At 52.4% G+C, this 17,013-nt stretch carries 20 protein-coding genes; 19 read left to right on the top strand and 1 reads right to left on the bottom strand.

Annotated elements, in window-relative coordinates; all coding sequences use genetic code 11:
* The first annotated feature begins 44 nt into the window (after window positions 1-44).
* From ETC05_RS04215 to ETC05_RS04165, 11 genes are all read left to right on the top strand, one after another.
* Window positions 45-311, top strand: a complete 267-nt coding sequence (locus ETC05_RS04215; RefSeq protein WP_015375467.1) for an IreB family regulatory phosphoprotein — start codon at window positions 45-47, stop codon at window positions 309-311.
* Between the two features lie 3 nt (window positions 312-314).
* Window positions 315-731, top strand: coding sequence for a Holliday junction resolvase RuvX (ruvX, locus tag ETC05_RS04210; protein WP_031408087.1), 417 nt, complete (start codon window positions 315-317; stop codon window positions 729-731).
* A gap of 17 nt (window positions 732-748) precedes the next feature.
* Window positions 749-1,048 carry a DUF1292 domain-containing protein gene (locus tag ETC05_RS04205; RefSeq protein WP_031408088.1) on the top strand — a complete coding sequence of 100 codons (300 nt, stop codon included), beginning with the start codon at window positions 749-751 and terminating at the stop codon, window positions 1,046-1,048.
* Between the two features lie 238 nt (window positions 1,049-1,286).
* Entirely contained in the window at window positions 1,287-2,378 is a 1,092-nt protein-coding gene (gene mltG / locus ETC05_RS04200; RefSeq protein ID WP_031408090.1) for an endolytic transglycosylase MltG, read from the top strand.
* Between the two features lie 179 nt (window positions 2,379-2,557).
* Window positions 2,558-3,211: an O-methyltransferase gene (locus tag ETC05_RS04195; RefSeq protein WP_031408091.1), complete on the top strand. Its 654-nt coding sequence runs from the start codon at window positions 2,558-2,560 to the stop codon at window positions 3,209-3,211.
* Window positions 3,208-4,137: a peptidase U32 family protein gene (locus ETC05_RS04190; RefSeq protein ID WP_031408092.1), complete on the top strand. Its 930-nt coding sequence runs from the start codon at window positions 3,208-3,210 to the stop codon at window positions 4,135-4,137. Before ETC05_RS04195 ends, ETC05_RS04190 begins: the two co-directional genes overlap by 4 nt.
* Window positions 4,138-4,155: 18 nt before the next feature.
* Complete coding sequence (locus tag ETC05_RS04185; RefSeq protein ID WP_171660433.1) at window positions 4,156-5,424, top strand: peptidase U32 family protein; 1,269 nt, start codon at window positions 4,156-4,158, stop codon at window positions 5,422-5,424.
* 1 nt (window position 5,425) lies between these two features.
* Window positions 5,426-6,061 carry a uridine kinase gene (udk, locus tag ETC05_RS04180; protein ID WP_031408094.1) on the top strand — a complete coding sequence of 212 codons (636 nt, stop codon included), beginning with the start codon at window positions 5,426-5,428 and terminating at the stop codon, window positions 6,059-6,061.
* 110 nt (window positions 6,062-6,171) lie between these two features.
* Window positions 6,172-6,648: a transcription elongation factor GreA gene (greA, locus tag ETC05_RS04175; RefSeq protein WP_011232025.1), complete on the top strand. Its 477-nt coding sequence runs from the start codon at window positions 6,172-6,174 to the stop codon at window positions 6,646-6,648.
* 107 nt (window positions 6,649-6,755) lie between these two features.
* Window positions 6,756-8,528 (top strand): peptidoglycan D,D-transpeptidase FtsI family protein, encoded by a 1,773-nt coding sequence (locus ETC05_RS04170; protein WP_031408095.1) that lies wholly within the window; start codon window positions 6,756-6,758, stop codon window positions 8,526-8,528.
* A gap of 66 nt (window positions 8,529-8,594) precedes the next feature.
* Entirely contained in the window at window positions 8,595-9,218 is a 624-nt protein-coding gene (locus ETC05_RS04165; RefSeq protein ID WP_084177500.1) for a YrrS family protein, read from the top strand.
* A 147-nt stretch (window positions 9,219-9,365) separates the two neighbouring features.
* Here ETC05_RS04165 and ETC05_RS04160 read toward each other — a convergent pair whose 3' ends face one another.
* Entirely contained in the window at window positions 9,366-9,575 is a 210-nt protein-coding gene (locus tag ETC05_RS04160; protein ID WP_031408097.1) for a YrzA family protein, read from the bottom strand.
* A 191-nt stretch (window positions 9,576-9,766) separates the two neighbouring features.
* On the opposite strand from ETC05_RS04160, the gene ETC05_RS04155 reads away from it, so the two are divergent.
* The 8 genes from ETC05_RS04155 (at window position 9,767) to ETC05_RS04120 (ending at window position 16,767) form a co-directional block, all read left to right on the top strand.
* Complete coding sequence (locus ETC05_RS04155) at window positions 9,767-10,414, top strand: class I SAM-dependent methyltransferase (RefSeq protein WP_031408099.1); 648 nt, start codon at window positions 9,767-9,769, stop codon at window positions 10,412-10,414.
* Window positions 10,415-10,428: 14 nt separating this feature from the next.
* Window positions 10,429-11,133, top strand: coding sequence for a 5'-methylthioadenosine/S-adenosylhomocysteine nucleosidase (gene mtnN, locus ETC05_RS04150; RefSeq protein ID WP_171660432.1), 705 nt, complete (start codon window positions 10,429-10,431; stop codon window positions 11,131-11,133).
* A gap of 58 nt (window positions 11,134-11,191) precedes the next feature.
* Window positions 11,192-12,115 (top strand): PLP-dependent cysteine synthase family protein, encoded by a 924-nt coding sequence (locus ETC05_RS04145; protein ID WP_171660431.1) that lies wholly within the window; start codon window positions 11,192-11,194, stop codon window positions 12,113-12,115.
* A 2-nt stretch (window positions 12,116-12,117) separates the two neighbouring features.
* Window positions 12,118-13,251 (top strand): bifunctional cystathionine gamma-lyase/homocysteine desulfhydrase, encoded by a 1,134-nt coding sequence (locus ETC05_RS04140; protein ID WP_031408102.1) that lies wholly within the window; start codon window positions 12,118-12,120, stop codon window positions 13,249-13,251.
* Window positions 13,252-13,313: 62 nt separating this feature from the next.
* The gene (locus tag ETC05_RS04135) at window positions 13,314-13,562 is read left to right on the top strand and encodes a YrhC family protein (RefSeq protein WP_031408103.1); all 249 of its coding nucleotides are present in this window, start codon (window positions 13,314-13,316) and stop codon (window positions 13,560-13,562) included.
* A gap of 363 nt (window positions 13,563-13,925) precedes the next feature.
* Window positions 13,926-14,069, top strand: a complete 144-nt coding sequence (locus ETC05_RS04130; protein ID WP_071880178.1) for a YrzI family small protein — start codon at window positions 13,926-13,928, stop codon at window positions 14,067-14,069.
* 525 nt (window positions 14,070-14,594) lie between these two features.
* Entirely contained in the window at window positions 14,595-15,308 is a 714-nt protein-coding gene (gene sigK, locus ETC05_RS04125; RefSeq protein ID WP_031408104.1) for an RNA polymerase sporulation sigma factor SigK, read from the top strand.
* 193 nt (window positions 15,309-15,501) lie between these two features.
* Window positions 15,502-16,767, top strand: a complete 1,266-nt coding sequence (locus tag ETC05_RS04120) for a cation:dicarboxylate symporter family transporter (RefSeq protein ID WP_031408105.1) — start codon at window positions 15,502-15,504, stop codon at window positions 16,765-16,767.
* Window positions 16,768-17,013 lie beyond the last annotated feature (246 nt).

Raw genomic sequence — 17,013 nt, 5'->3', positions numbered from 1 at the left:
ATGTAAAAGGACGGGGTGCCTGAATAAGGAGCGAGGTGGAAACGGTGAGCTCGTTTGATCAAACGATGCAGTTTCATTTTTCCGAGGAGCCGGCCGAGACGAACGTTCGCGAAGTGCTGTTGACGGTGTATGACGCCTTACAGGAAAAAGGCTACAATCCGATCAACCAAATTGTCGGCTACTTGTTGTCTGGCGACCCAGCTTACATTCCGCGCCATAAAGATGCGCGTGCGCTCATCCGCAAAATCGAACGCGACGAATTAATCGAGGAATTGGTGAAATTCTATTTACAGGGGCAACGAAAGGATTAACCGATGCGGACTCTAGGATTGGATCTCGGAACGAAAACGCTCGGCGTAGCGGTGAGCGACGAACTGGGCTTTACAGCGCAAGGATTGGAGACGATCGTCATTGATACGGAGCGCGGCGACTACGGCTTAAAGCGGCTGCGCTCCATCATTGAGGAATATGGCGTCGACACGATTGTCGTTGGGTGGCCGAAAAACATGAACGGGACGCTTGGGCCGCGCGCTGAGGCAAGCGAACGGTTCGCCGCCAAATTGCGCGAGGAGTTTTCTTTGCCTGTTGTGCTTTGGGATGAACGGCTGTCGACGATGGCTGCCGAACGGATGTTGATCGCTGCGGACGTCAGCCGGAAAAAACGGCGGAAAGTGATCGACAAAATGGCCGCGGCCGTCATTTTGCAGTCATATTTGGACAGTAAACGATGAAAATTGGAGGCGAAAACATGGAACACGGAGACCGTCATATTACCGTTGTCGATGAACATGGCAACGAGCAGCTGTGCGAAATTTTGTTTACGTTTGAATCGGATGATTTCGGCAAGTCGTATGTGTTTTACTATCCGATCGGCGTTGAGGCGGAAGATGAGAACGGCGAGACGGAAGTGCACGTTTCCGCCTTCATCCCTGGGGATGAGAACAAAGAAGGCGAACTGCTCCCTATCGAGACGGAAGAAGAGTGGGACATGATCGAAGAAGTATGGAATACGTTTTGCGCTGAACAGGAAGAGGAAGACGACGAATAACGGACAGCAGAGGGGTCCAAAAGGATCGGGGCCCCTTTTCTTATTGGTGTTTATGCATGAGGAAATGATCAGTTGTGTTTCATGAAATGGTTCAGACATCTTAGTTTGTTCAACAATCGTTGCGAAGGGCTTCGATTGACCGGCGCGTTTCCTCCCCTGGCCTTGCATTTTTTGACCGTCAAGGGCGAAAAATGCGGAACTTTGTAGTATAATATGGCCGGGTGAAAGGAGGACCAAGATGAAACAGAACGATTTTAGGGCGCCAGAGGCGCGGCTTGTACGGAAAATCGTCTTGATTGTCTGCGCTGTTCTGCTGGCGGCGCTTGTCATTGCCGGCGCCAGCAGTTTCTTATACATCCGCTCAGCGCTTAAGCCTGTTGATCCGGATGACCGCACCCCGGTCCATGTCTCGATTCCGATCGGTTCATCGGCGGCGGAGATTGCCGAGCAGCTCGAACAAAAGCGGCTCATTCAAAGCGCGGCCGTGTTTCGCTTGTACGTCCGCTGGAAAAATGAATCCGGCTTCCAGGCTGGGGAGTATGAACTGACGCGGGCGATGCCAATGGCGCGCATCATCGAGCTGTTAAAAACGGGGAAATCGCTGAAAATCGGGTTGAAGCTGACCGTTCCGGAAGGGTCGCAGTTGGTGCAAATCGCTGACCTCATTGCCGCGAAAACGGGCTACAAATACGAACAGATTATGAAACTGCTTAATGATCGCGCGTATATCGAACGGCTGATGAAAAAGCACCCGGATTTGTTGACTGATGATATTTTTCGGAAAGGCATCCGCTATCCGCTGGAAGGCTACTTGTTCCCGGCGACGTATGTGTTTGCTGATGAAAAGCCGCCGCTTTCCGAGATCATTGAGGCGATGGTGGCGAAAACAGCAGCTGTGCTCGACACATATAAGGCGGCGATGGAAGAAAAGAACATGTCGCCGCATCAGCTGTTGACGATGTCGTCTCTCATTGAGGAAGAGGCGACGGAAAAAGCGGACCGCGAAAAAATCGCCAGCGTGTTTTACAATCGGTTGCGCCGCGGCATGCCGCTTCAGACCGACCCGACCGTTTTGTATGCCCTTGGCCAACATAAAGAGCGTGTGTTGTATAAAGATTTGCAGGTCAATTCGCCGTACAATACGTACATGCATAAAGGACTGCCGCCGGGGCCGATCGCCAACGCCGGGGTCATGTCGATTGAAGCGGCGCTCGAGCCGGCGGCGACCGACTATTTATACTTTTTGGCAACACCGGGAGGCGAGGTCATTTTTACGAAAACGTTGGCCGAGCATAACCGGGAAAAGGCAAAACATATTGGGGAACAATAGATCAAAACGGGGAAGTTGATGGACGGCGGAGGAAAACGGCTTTGATGTAGTATAGTTGAATAGACCAATGACAAGAGTCCTTCGCGGCTCTTATTTTTCATGACGTTAGTAAAATAATGGATCATCAACACTTGTGGACGAGTGCTTTTCACTTTGTTGACGGCAGGGAGGAATTCCTCTTGCTTTCCAATGCCATGATTTCGTACTTGCAGCAGTTGCGTCCGGCGCTGGATGAGAATATTGAGGAGATGGAGCAGTACGCGTATCGGCATCGCATACCGATCATGGATCCGATGAGCATGGAAGTGTTGTTGTTCATCTTGAAGCTGATCAAGCCGCGCCGCATTTTAGAAATCGGCACGGCGATCGGTTATTCGGCGATCCGCATGGCAAAGGCGCTGCCGGATGCACGCATTGTGACGGTCGAAAAAGACAGGGAGCGGTATGAGCGCGCTTGTTTTTACATCGAAAAGACGAACACCGAGCGGCAAATCAAGGCGGTGTTGGGTGATGCGCTTGCGGTCGTGGACGATGTTGCAGCCACCGCGCCGTTTGATGCGTTGTTTATCGATGCCGCCAAAGGGCAATATGAGCGCTTTTTTACGCTCTATGAGCCATTTGTGGTTGCAGGCGGCCTCATCATCAGCGACAACGTCTTGTTTAAAGGGCTCGTCGCGGCTGAAATGCCGGCGGACAATAGGAGGCTTTGGAACATCGCCCAGAAAATTCGCCGCTACAATGAATGGCTTATGAGTCGAAGCGACTATGATACGGTCATCATTCCGGTCGGCGATGGACTCGCCATATCAAAAAAACGAGGTGAAGAACAATGAAAAAACCTGAATTGCTCGTCACGCCGACGAGCGTTGCCCATATCGACGAGCTGGCTGAAGCCGGAGCGGACGCGGTTATCATTGGCGAGCAGCGCTACGGTTTGCGGCTTGCCGGCGAATTTTCCCGCAAGGAGGTTGCTGCCGCCGTCAAAGCCGCCCACCGGCGCGGCATGAACGTGTATGTGGCGATGAACGCCATTTTCCATAACGACAAAGTGGACGAGCTTGGCGACTACGTCGCGTTTTTGGCTGATGTCGGCGCCGATGCCATCGTCTTCGGCGATCCCGCGGTGCTTTTGACCGTCCGAGAAACGGCGCCGCACATGAAGCTCCACTGGAGCACGGAGACGACAGCGACGAACTGGTATGCGTGCAACTATTGGGGCCGGAAAGGGGCGAAGCGCGCTGTCTTGGCTCGCGAGTTGAACATGGACGCCATTTTAGAAATCAAAGCCCATGCTGAAGTGGAAATTGAAGTGCAAGTGCACGGAGCCACGTGCATGTACCAATCGAAGCGCTCGCTGATCGGCAGCTATTTTGAATATCAAGGGAAAGTGATCGAAGTGGAGCGGAAGAAGTATGAAAAAGGGATGTTCCTGTACGACAAAGAGCGCGACAACAAATATCCGATTTTTGAAGATGAAAACGGTACGCATATTATGAGCCCGAACGATGTTTGTATAATCGATGAGCTCGGCGACATGGTCGAAGCCGGCATCGACAGCTTTAAAATCGATGGCATTTTGCATGAACCGCGCTACATTACGAAAGTGACGGAGCTGTACCGCCGCGCCATCGATTTATGCACGGCAGACCGCGAGCGATACGAGCGGGAAAAAGAGGAACTGCTTGCGGCTGTTGAAGCGCTTCAGCCACCGCACCGCCGCATTGACACCGGATTTTTCTTCAAGGAAACCATTTATTGAGAAAAGGAGGGAAGCGTCATGCTTTTAAAAAATGATCGCATCTCCGAGATCATTGACGGCAAGCGCGTCATTGTGAAAAAGCCAGAGCTGCTTGCGCCGGCCGGCAACTTGGAAAAACTGAAAATCGCTGTCCATTACGGCGCGGACGCCGTCTTTATCGGCGGCCAAGAGTACAGCTTGCGCGCCAACGCCGACAACTTTACGGTTGAGGAGATTCGCGAAGGGGTCGAATTTGCCAACCGGTACGGGGCGAAAGTGTACGTCACCGCCAACATTTACGCCCATAATGAAAACATTCCCGGTCTTGACGATTATTTGCGGGCGTTAGAGGATGCCGGCGTTTCCGGCATTATCGCTGCCGACCCGCTCATTATCGAAACGGCGCGTCGGGTGGCGCCGAAGCTTGAAGTGCATTTAAGCACGCAGCAGTCGCTCACCAACTGGAAAGCGGTCCAATTTTGGAAAGAGGAAGGGCTCGAGCGGGTTGTGCTCGCTCGCGAAGTGAGCGCAGAAGAAATCCGGCAGATCAAAGAGAAAGTCGATATTGAAATCGAGGCGTTCATCCATGGGGCGATGTGTTCCGCCTACTCCGGCCGCTGTGTATTGAGCAACCATATGACGGCGCGCGACTCCAACCGCGGCGGATGCTGTCAGTCGTGCCGCTGGGATTACGATTTATACCAGCTGTCTGATGGCCGGGAAATCCCGCTGTTCGCTGAAGGAGACGCTCCGTTCGCCATGAGCGCGAAAGATTTGAATTTAATCCGCGCCATCCCGGTGATGATCGAATTGGGTGTGGATAGCTTGAAAATTGAAGGGCGGATGAAATCGATTCATTACGTGGCGACGGTTGTCAGCGTCTACCGGAAAGTGATTGATGCCTACTGCGCTGATCCCGACCATTTCACGATCCGCGAAGAGTGGGTGCGGGAGCTCGAGAAATGCGCCAACCGCGAGACGGCGCCGTCGTTCTTTGACGGCTTCCCGGATTATACGAATCACATGTACGGGACGCACAGCCGGAAAACGACGCATGAATTCGCCGGTTTGGTGCTTGGCTACGACCGGGAGACGGGCATCGCCACCGTCCAGCAGCGCAACCATTTCCGCCCAGGCGATGAAGTCGAATTTTTTGGTCCGGAAATTGAAAACTTCACCCAAGTGATCGAGAAACTTTGGGACGAAGACGGCAACGAGCTCGATGCGGCGCGCCATCCGCTGCAAATCGTGAAATTTAAGGTCAAGCGCCCTCTCTTCCCGTACAACATGATGAGAAAGGAGAATTAAGATGGGGAAGAAGCCCGTTGTCATCGGCGTCGCCGGCGGTTCCGGCTCGGGCAAGACGAGCGTCGCCAGGGCGATTTACGATCATTTCGGCGACCGCTCGATCCTTGTATTGGAACAGGATTTTTACTACAAAGATCAAAGCCATCTCCCATTTGAAGAGCGGCTGAAGACGAACTACGACCATCCGCTGGCGTTTGACAACGACTTGTTGATTGAACATATCCATAAGCTGCTTCGCTATGAGCCGATTGACAAGCCGGTGTATGATTATACGCTCCACACGCGCTCGAGCGAAGTCGTGCGTGTGGAGCCGAAAGAGGTCATCATCGTCGAAGGAATCCTTGTCTTGGAAGACGAGCGGCTTCGCGATTTAATGGATATTAAGGTGTATGTTGACACCGACCCGGACATCCGCATCATCCGCCGTCTCATCCGCGATATGAAAGAGCGCGGCCGCACGTTCGATTCGGTCATCGAGCAATATTTGTCCGTCGTCCGGCCGATGCACAACCAGTTTGTCGAACCGACGAAGCGCTACGCGGATGTGATCATTCCCGAAGGCGGACAAAACGCCGTCGCCATCGATTTAATGGTGGCAAAAATTCGCACGGTTCTTGAACAAAAAGCGTTTTTATAATAACATAACAGAGACAAAACAATATATTATATAACAAGTAAGCGTACGAACAGCTGTTTTTTCTGTTCGTACGTTTTACATAATGCAGAATATATAGAGGAGTGAGATGAATGGCGAACGAAAAGCAGTATCCGATGACGAAAGAGGGAAAAGAGAAACTGGAACAAGAGCTTGAGTATTTAAAAACGGTCAAGCGGAAAGAAGTGGTGGAGCGCATTAAGATTGCGCGCGGGTTCGGGGATTTGTCGGAAAACTCGGAATACGATGCTGCCAAAGATGAGCAGGCGTTTGTCGAATCGCGCATCCAAATGCTTGAAAACATGATTCGCAACGCCGTCATCATTGAAGAAGACAAAGAAAATCCAGACGTTGTCTCGCTTGGCAAATCGGTGACGTTCATTGAACTGCCGGATGGCGAAGAAGAGACGTATACGATCGTCGGCAGCGCGGAAGCGGACCCATTTGAGGGGAAGATTTCCAACGACTCACCGATCGCGAAATCGCTTCTCGGCCGCCGCGTCGGCGATGAGGTGACGGTGCAAACGCCGGGCGGAGAAATGCTTGTGAAAATCGTAGCCGTCAAATAACAGAGCGGCTGACCGAGAGGAGAAGGCGCGCCAAGCGGGAAAATGGCCGCTTATCCACGTTTCAAATCGAAACACCTCGTCAACACTGATGATGAGGTGTTTTCTTTATGTGGAAAAAACGGATGCTCACCGTGCTTGCTCTCATTCAACTGGCGCTGTTGTTGCTTATCGGGCGGCTCGCGCAAATTCAGCTCATTGACACCGAGTCGTTTGCCAATCATAATTTAATTGCCGAAAGCGTCGCCCAGCGGACACAAGAACTCATCATTGATGACGGGCGCGGTTCATTTGTCGATCGAAATGGCGCGCCGCTCACGAAGCGATATGTGCCGTCGCTTGTCTTATTCCCGTTTTTAATGGCGATGAAATGGCCGGTGGAACAAGTCGCTCGGATCGCTGGCGTCTCTGAAGAAGAGATCCGTCGCCAGCTTGAGCAGGCGGACGGCCCGTTCGTCTTAGAGAAGGAAGGAGAGCCGCTCGCCTTGAGCGCCCAGCAAATGAAGCAAATTAACGATTTGCGCGTTCCGGGCGTCTTAGCCGTCAACAAGCAATATCCGCTGAAAACGGTGTACGCCCCGCATTTGCTCGGCTTCACCCGCCCGGACCGTGAGCTAATCAAGAAGCGTTATCCAAAGCGGCCGTTGCCGCCAAAGACTGAAGTGGGCATTCAAGGGCTTGAGAAGGCGTTTGATGAATTTTTGCTCGCTGACGGTGAAACGAAGCTGCTTTATCACGTTGACGCCGAAGGGCGGCCGCTGTTTGGACTCGATGTCAAATACAGCGACACGGGCAACCCGTTTTATCCTGTCACTGTGCAAACGACGCTTGACCGCGACCTGCAGCAAGAGATGGAACGGATCATCGACCGATACGGGCTGAGAAAAGGCGGCCTCGTTTTGCTCGATATTGATACAAACAGTGTGCTCGCCATGGTCAGCCGCCCGAACATGGATCCGCGCGATCCGTATAAAAACCGCGGTGCGGAAAACCAGACGGTGCTGCCGCAAATCCCCGGCTCGATTTTTAAAACGGTCATTGCGGCTGCAGCGCTTGATGAGGGGCTCGCCTCGTTTGGGACGACTTTTGACTGCAGCCGAAAGATTGACGGAAAAACGCGCGATGAGGAACATGATTACGGCATGCTTGATTTAGCGGACAGCTTTGCCGTCAGTTGCAACAATGCCTTCGCCACGCTCGGCAAGCAGTTGATCGAGCACGATCCGGATGCGTTTGAAACGTATGCGAAAAAACTCGGGCTGTATCCAACGGCCGGCTGGGAAGGGGCGGTGTACCACGAAGAGCATTTCCGTCAGTTCCCGGAGGAGCAGAAAGGAACCATTTGGCATGATCCGCGCGACAAGCGCGTGCCGCTTGCGGTGGCGCAAACGGCGATCGGGCAAAAAAATGTACGCGTCTCGCCGCTTGGCGTCGCCAACATGATGGCGACGATCGCCCGCGGCGGCGAAGCGCTGCAGGTGCGGGCCGTTGACAAAGTGCTGTACAAAAACGGTGCGACGCTCTTTTCGTTTCCGCCTCAACCGGTTTCAGACATGGCGCCGATCGCGCCGCAGACGGCCGAAGAGCTGCAGCGGCTTTTGCGCGGCGTTGTCACGAATGAGGATGGAACCGGCCGCCGTTTCCGTTCGCTGCCGTATCCGGTCGCCGGCAAATCCGGGACGGCGGAGACAGGAAAAATGGACGGCGGAGCTGAATTCATTAATAAATGGTTTGCTGGCTATTTTCCAGCCGACCGCCCGAAATACGCCCTCGCTGTCGTTGAGCTCGACTGCCCGAGCGGACGGACCGCGACGAATGATGTGTTCGCCGCCGCAGTCGAGGCGCTTTATGCTTATGACCGCGCCAAAAATGAAGCGAAGTGACGAACCAAATGTAAGGGGAATCCATTTTTCCGGCACGAACAACATCCAAAGAAGGGGGAGGAGATGGTGGCGCAAATAGGAACGCGCTTTGCCGCCCGGGCCAAGCGGCGGAGAATCAACCGTTGGCTCAATGGAGCCATTGCGGTTGTCGTGCTGCTCATTTTGATTGTGGGTGGGAACTTGCTGTTTGGCGATCAACCGAGCGAGAAGGCGGTCGATCGCGGAGCCGAGACAGAAGCAGCCAAGGCGAAGCGGGTGGAAGTGGAAACAGGTGAAGCGGTGGCGCCGGCGGAAGCCGAAACGCCCGCCGAGGAAGAAGGCGCTGCTTCCACCGATGAAACGAGCGAAGCGGGCACGACAGAAACGCCGGGCCCGCCGGGGTCCAACATTGAAAAAGAAATCGTCAACCCGGCATGGCAGCCGATCGGCACGACGCAATCGGAACCGCATGAAACGGTGTTTAAGAAAGATTCGGTCGACTGGAAGGAAATGCTCGATGCCGTCAGCTATGCGACCGGCATCGCTCCGGAGGAGATGATCGTTTGGTTCATCGGCAACAATGGACCGAACAAAGCGGTTGCGACGATTTCGACCAAAGATCAAACCGCCCATTACAAAGTGTATATTGAATGGGTGACGAACGAGGGCTGGAAGCCGACGAAGGTGCAAAAGCTGAAGCAAAAGCCGTAGCGGCATTGGCGTCGGAAAGCAGACAGGGGCTGACCCAAAAGGTCGTCTGCCTTCAAGATAGGCACAACATATAGTGCAGCAGAAGCAGTAAGTACGTATATATAGAGACGAAAGAGGGTGTCCCGATCCTTTTGGGACACCCTCCTGCTATTTTTTTGCTTTAAAATGGACAACTGCGCTGTACCACCGCTTTCCGTTTTCCATGACGTGCATTTGATGGGACACATGATGGACGGAAAGCAAAAGCGCCTTGTTATGTTCAATTTGTTCGTTGATGGTTTTCTCAAGCGTCCGCAAATCGTCCGCTTCAAAAAATTCGATTTTATCCTCGATCAAATCAAGGGAAATGTTCGGCATCGCTCTTCCTCCTTTCCATTGTCAGTGTATCAAATTTTCCCGCTCTCATCCACCGCCGCACAAGGGGGAACAATACGAACGAAACCATGATCGTTGAACAAAGGAAAAACATATGCTACAGTAAGAACAGGCAATACGAAAAAAACATACTATATTTATAGGAATTATAAACTTTATTGGGGTGTGACCGTATGGGCAGAGAGTTTCTTGATTTGTTTGAGCAATGGGCGGAATCATACGACCGATCGGTCGAAGGATACGATGAGCAATATCGCGACGTATTTGCCGGCTATGACCGCATTTTAAGCATGGTCGCCGACAAAGCCGGCCAAGTCGTGCTCGAGTTTGGCGTCGGCACCGGCAACTTGACGAAAAAGCTTCTGGAGCGCGGCAAGCAGGTGTACGGGATCGAGCCATCGGCGCCGATGCGGAAAAAAGCGGCGGAAAAGCTCGGCGGGCGGGTGCTCATTATGGACGGCGACTTTTTGCAATTTCCGACACCGCCGGAGCCGATCGACACGATCGCCAGCACGTATGCGTTTCATCATTTGACGGATGCGGAAAAGGACGAAGCGCTGGCCAAATATAGTCAATTGCTCCATCCAGGTGGTAAAATAGTGTTTGCCGATACGGCGTTTCGCGACAAAGAGGCGTTCCGCCGGGCGATTGAGGAAGCCCGGGTGCGCGGCTTCCACGATTTAGCCGACGATTTGGAACGCGAATATTATACGACGCTTGATGTATTGGCATCACTGTTTTCCAAGCATGGCTTTTCCGTCTCCTTTGCACAGCAAAATGCATTCGTCTGGGTGATGGAGGCGGTGAAACAAACGACATAGAAAGAGGGAGAACGATGAAAGCAGCCATTATTGGAGCCATGGAAGAGGAAGTAGCGATTTTGCGTTCGCGCATGGAAGGACGCGAGGAAACGGTCATCGCCGGATGCGAATTTTCCAAAGGGCGCCTTGACGGTGTGGAGGCGGTGTTGTTGAAATCCGGGATCGGCAAAGTGAACGCTGCCATGGGAACGACGCTCCTTCTTGATCGCTTCCGCCCTGACTTTGTGATCAACACGGGGTCAGCTGGCGGGTTTTTGCCTTCGCTTCGCGTTGGTGATCTTGTCATTTCCGAGGAAGTCGTTCATCATGACGTCGATGTGACCGCGTTTGGCTACGCTTACGGGCAAGTGCCTGGCCTGCCCGCGCGCTACCGGGCGGATGAGGCGCTTGTTGAGGCGGCAAAGCGGGCAGCGGCGCGGCTTGATGGCCTGCAGGCAGTGACTGGTTTGATCGCCACTGGCGATTCGTTTATGAACGATCCAAAGCGAGTCGAATTTGTGCGCGGCCAGTTTCCGGAATTGTGCGCCGTTGAAATGGAAGCGGCAGCGATCGCTCAAGTGTGCGTGCAATTTGGAATGCCGTTTGTCATCATCCGGTCGCTGTCTGATATTGCTGGCGAGGAGTCAGACGTGTCGTTTGAACAGTTTTTGGAGACGGCCGCGAAACATTCGGCTGAACTTGTCTTGTCGATGCTTTCTGTCATGAAGGAGAGACGGTAGAAAACAAAGTGCCGCCGTCCGGCCGCTAAAATGAACGTGAAGAAACGGAGTGACTCCTATGCGGGTAGCGAAAAGCGTCCATGAGCTGGTCGGCCATACGCCAGTCATTGAGATTACACGCTTCCCCCTCCCGGAAGGCGTTCGGTTGTTCGCCAAGCTTGAATATTTCAATCCTGGCGGAAGCATTAAAGACCGGCTCGGGCAAGAGCTGTTGCGCGAGGCGTTTGCCTCAGGAAAACTGAAAGAGGGGGGCACGATCATTGAGCCGACAGCCGGCAACACTGGCATCGGTCTGGCGTTGGCGGCGATCGGCAAAAACGTGAACATCATTTTTTGCGTGCCAGAAAAGTTCAGCATCGAAAAACAGCAGCTGATGAAGGCGCTCGGAGCGCAAATTGTTCATACACCGACGGAAGAGGGAATGGAAGGAGCAATCCGCAAAGCGGAGGAGCTCGCCCGCACGATTCCGGGCGCCTATTGTCCGCAGCAGTTCCAAAATCCGGCCAACCCAAGGACGTATTATAAAACGCTTGGTCCGGAGCTGTGGGATGACTTGGACGGACAAATCGATATTTTTGTCGCCGGCGCCGGCTCCGGCGGTACGTTTATGGGGACGGCGATGTTTTTAAAAGAAAAAAACCCGGCCATTAAAACAGTCATTGTTGAACCGGAAGGCTCGATTTTAGGCGGCGGCAAGCCGGGTCCGCATCGGACGGAAGGGATCGGCATGGAGTTTTTGCCGCCGTTTATGGATGCGGCTTACTTTGACGCCATCTACACGATCGCGGATGATGACGCGTTCCGCCGCGTCAGCGAGCTGGCGAGACAAGAGGGGCTTTTGGTCGGCAGCTCGTCCGGCGCTGCGTTCCATGCCGCTTTGCTTGAAGCAGAGAAGGCAAAGCCGGGGACGAATATCGTCGTCATTTTCCCGGACGGGAGCGAGCGGTATTTAAGCAAACACATTTATGAAGGTGGGAGGTAACAATGAGGCGGAAAACCATGCTCATTCATGGCGGCATTCCGGGGGATCCGCATACTGGAGCGGTGTCGGTTCCGATTTATCAGGTGAGTACGTACAAACAAGAAGAAGTCGGGAAGCATAAAGGGTTTGAATACTCGCGCACCGGCAACCCGACGCGCGCTGCGCTCGAGAGGCTGATCGCCGATCTCGAGGGCGGCGAAGCGGGCTTTGCCTTCGCTTCCGGCATGGCGGCGATTACGGCCGTCATGATGTTATTTCAAAGCGGCGACCATCTGGTGCTCACTGACGATGTCTACGGCGGTACGTACCGCGTCATGACGAACGTGCTGAACCGGTTCGGGCTCGAAGCGACGTTTGTCGATACGAGTGATGTCGCCAACATCGAGGCGCACATCCGGCCGAATACGAAAGCCATCTATATCGAAACGCCGACGAATCCGCTGCTGAAAATCACTGACTTGCAAGCCGCCGCTGCCATTGCCCGTGCGCACGGGTTGCTATTGATCGTCGATAACACGTTTTCCACTCCATACTTTCAGACGCCGCTTGAGCTTGGCGCTGATATCGTCATTCATAGTGCGACGAAATATTTAGGCGGCCATAGCGATGTCGTCGCCGGGTTGGCGGTTGTTCGCACGCCGGAGCTTGCCGAACGGCTCCATTACGTGCAAAATTCAACCGGAGGCGTGCTCGGACCGCAAGATTCATGGCTATTGATGCGCGGGATGAAAACGCTCGCCGTGCGGATGGAGGAACATGAAGAAAACGCGCGCCAAATCGCTGCTTTTTTGGCTGAACACAAGGCGGTCAAACGCGTTCATTATCCAGGTCTTTCGGATCATCCGAACCACGAGCTGGCGAAAAAGCAAATGCGCGGATTTGGCGGCATGATTTCGTTTGATGTTGGCAGCCTCGAGCGCGCCGAGGAAGTGCTGTCGCGCGTTCGCTACTTTACGCTTGCCGAAAGCTTAGGGGCGGTCGAAAGTTTAATTTCGTTGCCAGGAAAAATGACGCACGCCTCCATTCCGAAGGAACGGCGTGAACAGCTCGGCATCACCGACGGCCTGATCCGTTTGTCGGTCGGGCTTGAAGATGTCAACGATCTGCTTGACGATTTGGCGCAAGCGCTTGGCTGAAATTGCCGCTCCCCTCTTCAGCCCATGTATGATACAGTGAAAGGGAAGAGGAGGGATCGGGCTTGAACGAACAGCAACGAAACGAGCTGCGGGCCAAGGCGGGCGATTGGAAGGCATACAGCCTCGTTTTGTTTGCGCTTGGGTCGTTTTTCTATTTCGGAGCGATGATTCCACAGGCGCTCGAGGCCGCGAAAAAACCGATCGTCTTGTTGGCGGTCGCCGGCTGTTTCGCTGCGTCGCTTTTCTGTTCGCGCCGCGCCGCCCGCTACGTCCGTCAGCTTGAGGAAGAAGAGAACCTGTTCGAACCATAAACCCGCCTTTTGCACGAAAGGCGGGTTTTTGCTTAGCCATGCTGACGTTCAAAGGAAAACGGGTTTTTGCGAAAGAATGGTTGACAATGGAAAAATTTTTGGATATAATTACCTTCGTAGCGTCATTTCCGAAGGGAGGTCGAAGACAATGACAATGATGATGTGGACAACAGTAACGCATCCATTCCATCCAATGGCTATTCGACCTTCCGCCGACCGGGAATGAACGTGCACCGATGACGAAAAACAGCGATCGGGCCGCAGAAGGGGAGTAGTCTCGCTTTCTGCGGCCTTTTTGTGCGCTTAGCCGCAGAAACGCCTTCCTTCTGCGGTTTTTTTTGCATGGAAAGGAGGTGTGGGGGCATGACGATCCATTTGTTTTTTATCACGATCACGATTGAGCGGAGAAAGCCGCGGCAGCGGAACAGCGAAGAGGAGCGGTTCGCACGCGCAGCCGAGGAAGAGTGGCTTGACCGCAAATGTTCTGCTTATCAACGGTTGTTTTAAACAATTGAAGATGAAAGGGGAGAAGATTCATGTCAATTGCACCAGTATGGATTGTGATGTGGATAAAACAGACGGGAGACTCGACTTGACTGAGGCTGAAGGAGGAGGAGGTGTGCTCCGCATGCTGTTGTTGACGTTTGAATTTCACGAATTGTTCAAAATGCCAAAAGGGAGTTCTCTTTTTTCTTTGATAAAATAAAAATAGATGATTAAGCTAAGGAGGGAACGGGGATGTTTGCCATCGTGATGTCGATCATCATTACCGCGTCGATTGCGCTTGTTGTCGCCGCGGAAGTCAGCGTTGAGGCAAGAGCGTAAGGGCAGCGGTTTCCCTGCGTCGGGAGGGGGATAAGCAGGCGGAACGCATCAGCGGGACGTTGGCATTCATCGTTTTTGGTTGGCCAAGTTATGGCCGGCTCGTTTTCGAGCCGGTCTATTTTTGTCGTAAAGACACGGACAACATCACCCCTGCATATACATAACGATAGGCGGTTTCCGCCGATGACAGCAGGCGGGGGTGAGAGCATGTCCGGCATTTTCACGGCGTTTACGTTTCTGTTGAAAGAGCTGACGTTTCTTGTCTCGTATATTAAAAACAATGCGTTTCCCCAGCCGTTGAGCGCTCAAGAAGAGGAGAAGTATTTGGCGCTGATGGCAAAAGGCGACGAGCAAGCCCGCAACCGGCTCATCGAACACAACTTGCGCCTTGTTGCCCATATTGTGAAAAAATTTGAAAATACAGGAGAAGAGGTCGAGGATTTAATCTCCATTGGCACGATTGGCTTGATCAAGGCGATTGAAAGCTATTCGCCTGGAAAAGGAACGAAGTTGGCGACGTATGCGGCTCGATGTATCGAGAACGAAATCCTTATGCACCTGCGTTCGTTAAAAAAAACACGCAAAGACGTTTCGTTGCATGAGCCAATCGGCCAGGACAAAGAAGGAAACGAAATCAGCCTGCTTGATATTTTAAAAGCCGAAGGCGAAGACATCGTCGATGAAATCCACTTGAACATGGAGATCGAACAAGTCAAACAATATATCAGCGTGCTTGATGAGCGGGAAAAAGAGGTGATCATCAATCGCTTTGGCCTCGGTCGGCAACGGGAAAAAACGCAGCGCGAAATCGCCAAAGAGCTCGGCATCTCGAGAAGCTACGTCTCGCGCATCGAAAAACGGGCATTAATGAAAATGTTTCATGAGTTTTATCGGCAGGAAAAAGAAAAACGGCGGTCATAACGAAAGCGGGTTGCTGGTGCAGCGACCCGTTTTTTAACAGAAGAATAAAAATTATTTAAAAAAACTAAATTCCTTCATCCGCACCCTTTAATGAAGCGATTTCAACCAAAAATATTGACAGATTTTATTTTTAAAAGTAAAATAATTTTGTCGTCTTTTGTCTAAAATTGTCTAGAGGAGGCGAAAAAGCATCATGCGCAAGATCGGCTTGGCATGGCAAATTTTCATCGGCCTTATTCTTGGGATTATTGTCGGGGCCATTTTTTACGGAAATCCTAAGGTAGCGACGTATTTGCAGCCGATTGGAGATGTTTTTCTCCGTTTAATTAAGATGATCGTCATCCCGATCGTCGTCTCGAGTTTGATTGTCGGCGTCGCCAATGTCGGTGATGTGAAAAAGCTTGGAAAGTTGGGCGGCAAGACGATCCTTTATTTTGAGATCATTACAACGATTGCCATTATTGTCGGTCTCTTGGCAGCGAACATTTTCCAACCAGGCGTCGGCGTCAATATGAAGTCGCTTGAAAAAACGGATATCCAGTCGTATGTCGATACGACGAACGAAGTGCAGCACCATTCGATGGTTGAAACATTTGTCAACATCGTGCCGAAAAACGTGTTTGAAGCGCTGTCGACTGGAAATATGCTGCCGATTATCTTTTTCTCAGTGATGTTCGGGTTGGGTGTAGCCGCGATCGGTGAAAAAGGGAAACCGGTGCTTCGCTTTTTCCAAGGCACGGCGGAAGCGATGTTTTATGTGACGAACCAAGTGATGAAGTTTGCGCCGTTTGGCGTTTTCGCCTTGATCGGCGTGACGGTGTCGAAATTCGGCGTCGCTTCGCTCCTTCCCCTCAGCAAGCTTGTTGTGCTCGTTTATGCGGTCATGGCGTTTTTCGTGTTGGTGGTGCTTGGCGCTGTAGCCAAATTGGCGGGTATCAATATTTTCCACATTATAAAAATCTTAAAGGATGAATTAGTGCTTGCCTATAGCACGTCGAGTTCGGAAACAGTGTTGCCTAAGGTTATGGAAAAAATGGAGAAATTCGGTTGTCCGAAGGCGGTAACATCATTTGTCGTTCCGACCGGCTATTCGTTCAACTTGGATGGGTCGACGCTCTATCAGGCGCTGGCGGCTGTCTTCATCGCTCAACTGTACGGCATCGACATGCCGATTTCTCAGCAAATTTCGCTTGTGCTCGTTTTGATGGTGACATCCAAAGGGATTGCCGGCGTCCCAGGCGTATCGTTTGTCGTCTTATTGGCGACGCTTGGCACGGTTGGCATCCCAGTTGAAGGGTTGGCGTTTATCGCCGGCATCGACCGTATTTTGGACATGGCGCGCACAGTGGTCAACGTCATCGGCAATTCCTTGGCGGCCGTTGTGATGTCGAAGTGGGAAGGGCAATATAACGAAGAACAAGGAAAACAATACATTGCAGAACTGCAGCAAAGTGCTTAAGATGAAGATATAGAGGCGGCGAAAACGTTTAACATATCCTTGACGGAAAAGTTCCATGGGCAGTGATCTGCCCTCCACCCGGGGATGAAAATCCGCGTCAGTCCTGCATTTTCACAGAAAAGTCGCGCATCCATTTTTCGGCTGTCGAGGGTGTGGCTTGGAGGACCGAACAACCGCCCGCTTCACAGCCCCCACAAATGTGAAAGCTTCAAATGGCATCTATAAAGAAAGCGGTCTTCTGTCGGC

This window comes from Geobacillus sp. BMUD (genome assembly GCF_013096845.1).
GTDB lineage: Bacteria > Bacillota > Bacilli > Bacillales > Anoxybacillaceae > Geobacillus > Geobacillus vulcani.
The sequence above is the reverse complement of the archived record's forward strand: the minus strand, read 5'-3'. Positions and strand labels throughout refer to the sequence as shown.

What these genes read in the sequence shown, in the direction of transcription:
- ruvX (WP_031408087.1), top strand. Translation starts at nt 315, where the DNA reads ATGCGGACTCTAGGATTGGATCTCGGAACGAAAACGCTCGGCGTAGCG.
- ETC05_RS04205 (WP_031408088.1), top strand. Translation starts at nt 749, where the DNA reads ATGGAACACGGAGACCGTCATATTACCGTTGTCGATGAACATGGCAAC.
- mltG (WP_031408090.1), top strand. Translation starts at nt 1,287, where the DNA reads ATGAAACAGAACGATTTTAGGGCGCCAGAGGCGCGGCTTGTACGGAAA.
- ETC05_RS04190 (WP_031408092.1), top strand. Translation starts at nt 3,208, where the DNA reads ATGAAAAAACCTGAATTGCTCGTCACGCCGACGAGCGTTGCCCATATC.
- ETC05_RS04185 (WP_171660433.1), top strand. Translation starts at nt 4,156, where the DNA reads ATGCTTTTAAAAAATGATCGCATCTCCGAGATCATTGACGGCAAGCGC.
- udk (WP_031408094.1), top strand. Translation starts at nt 5,426, where the DNA reads ATGGGGAAGAAGCCCGTTGTCATCGGCGTCGCCGGCGGTTCCGGCTCG.
- greA (WP_011232025.1), top strand. Translation starts at nt 6,172, where the DNA reads ATGGCGAACGAAAAGCAGTATCCGATGACGAAAGAGGGAAAAGAGAAA.
- ETC05_RS04170 (WP_031408095.1), top strand. Translation starts at nt 6,756, where the DNA reads ATGTGGAAAAAACGGATGCTCACCGTGCTTGCTCTCATTCAACTGGCG.
- ETC05_RS04160 (WP_031408097.1), bottom strand. Translation starts at nt 9,575, where the DNA reads ATGCCGAACATTTCCCTTGATTTGATCGAGGATAAAATCGAATTTTTT.
- ETC05_RS04155 (WP_031408099.1), top strand. Translation starts at nt 9,767, where the DNA reads ATGGGCAGAGAGTTTCTTGATTTGTTTGAGCAATGGGCGGAATCATAC.
- mtnN (WP_171660432.1), top strand. Translation starts at nt 10,429, where the DNA reads ATGAAAGCAGCCATTATTGGAGCCATGGAAGAGGAAGTAGCGATTTTG.
- ETC05_RS04145 (WP_171660431.1), top strand. Translation starts at nt 11,192, where the DNA reads ATGCGGGTAGCGAAAAGCGTCCATGAGCTGGTCGGCCATACGCCAGTC.
- ETC05_RS04140 (WP_031408102.1), top strand. Translation starts at nt 12,118, where the DNA reads ATGAGGCGGAAAACCATGCTCATTCATGGCGGCATTCCGGGGGATCCG.
- ETC05_RS04130 (WP_071880178.1), top strand. Translation starts at nt 13,926, where the DNA reads ATGACGATCCATTTGTTTTTTATCACGATCACGATTGAGCGGAGAAAG.
- sigK (WP_031408104.1), top strand. Translation starts at nt 14,595, where the DNA reads ATGTCCGGCATTTTCACGGCGTTTACGTTTCTGTTGAAAGAGCTGACG.
- ETC05_RS04120 (WP_031408105.1), top strand. Translation starts at nt 15,502, where the DNA reads ATGCGCAAGATCGGCTTGGCATGGCAAATTTTCATCGGCCTTATTCTT.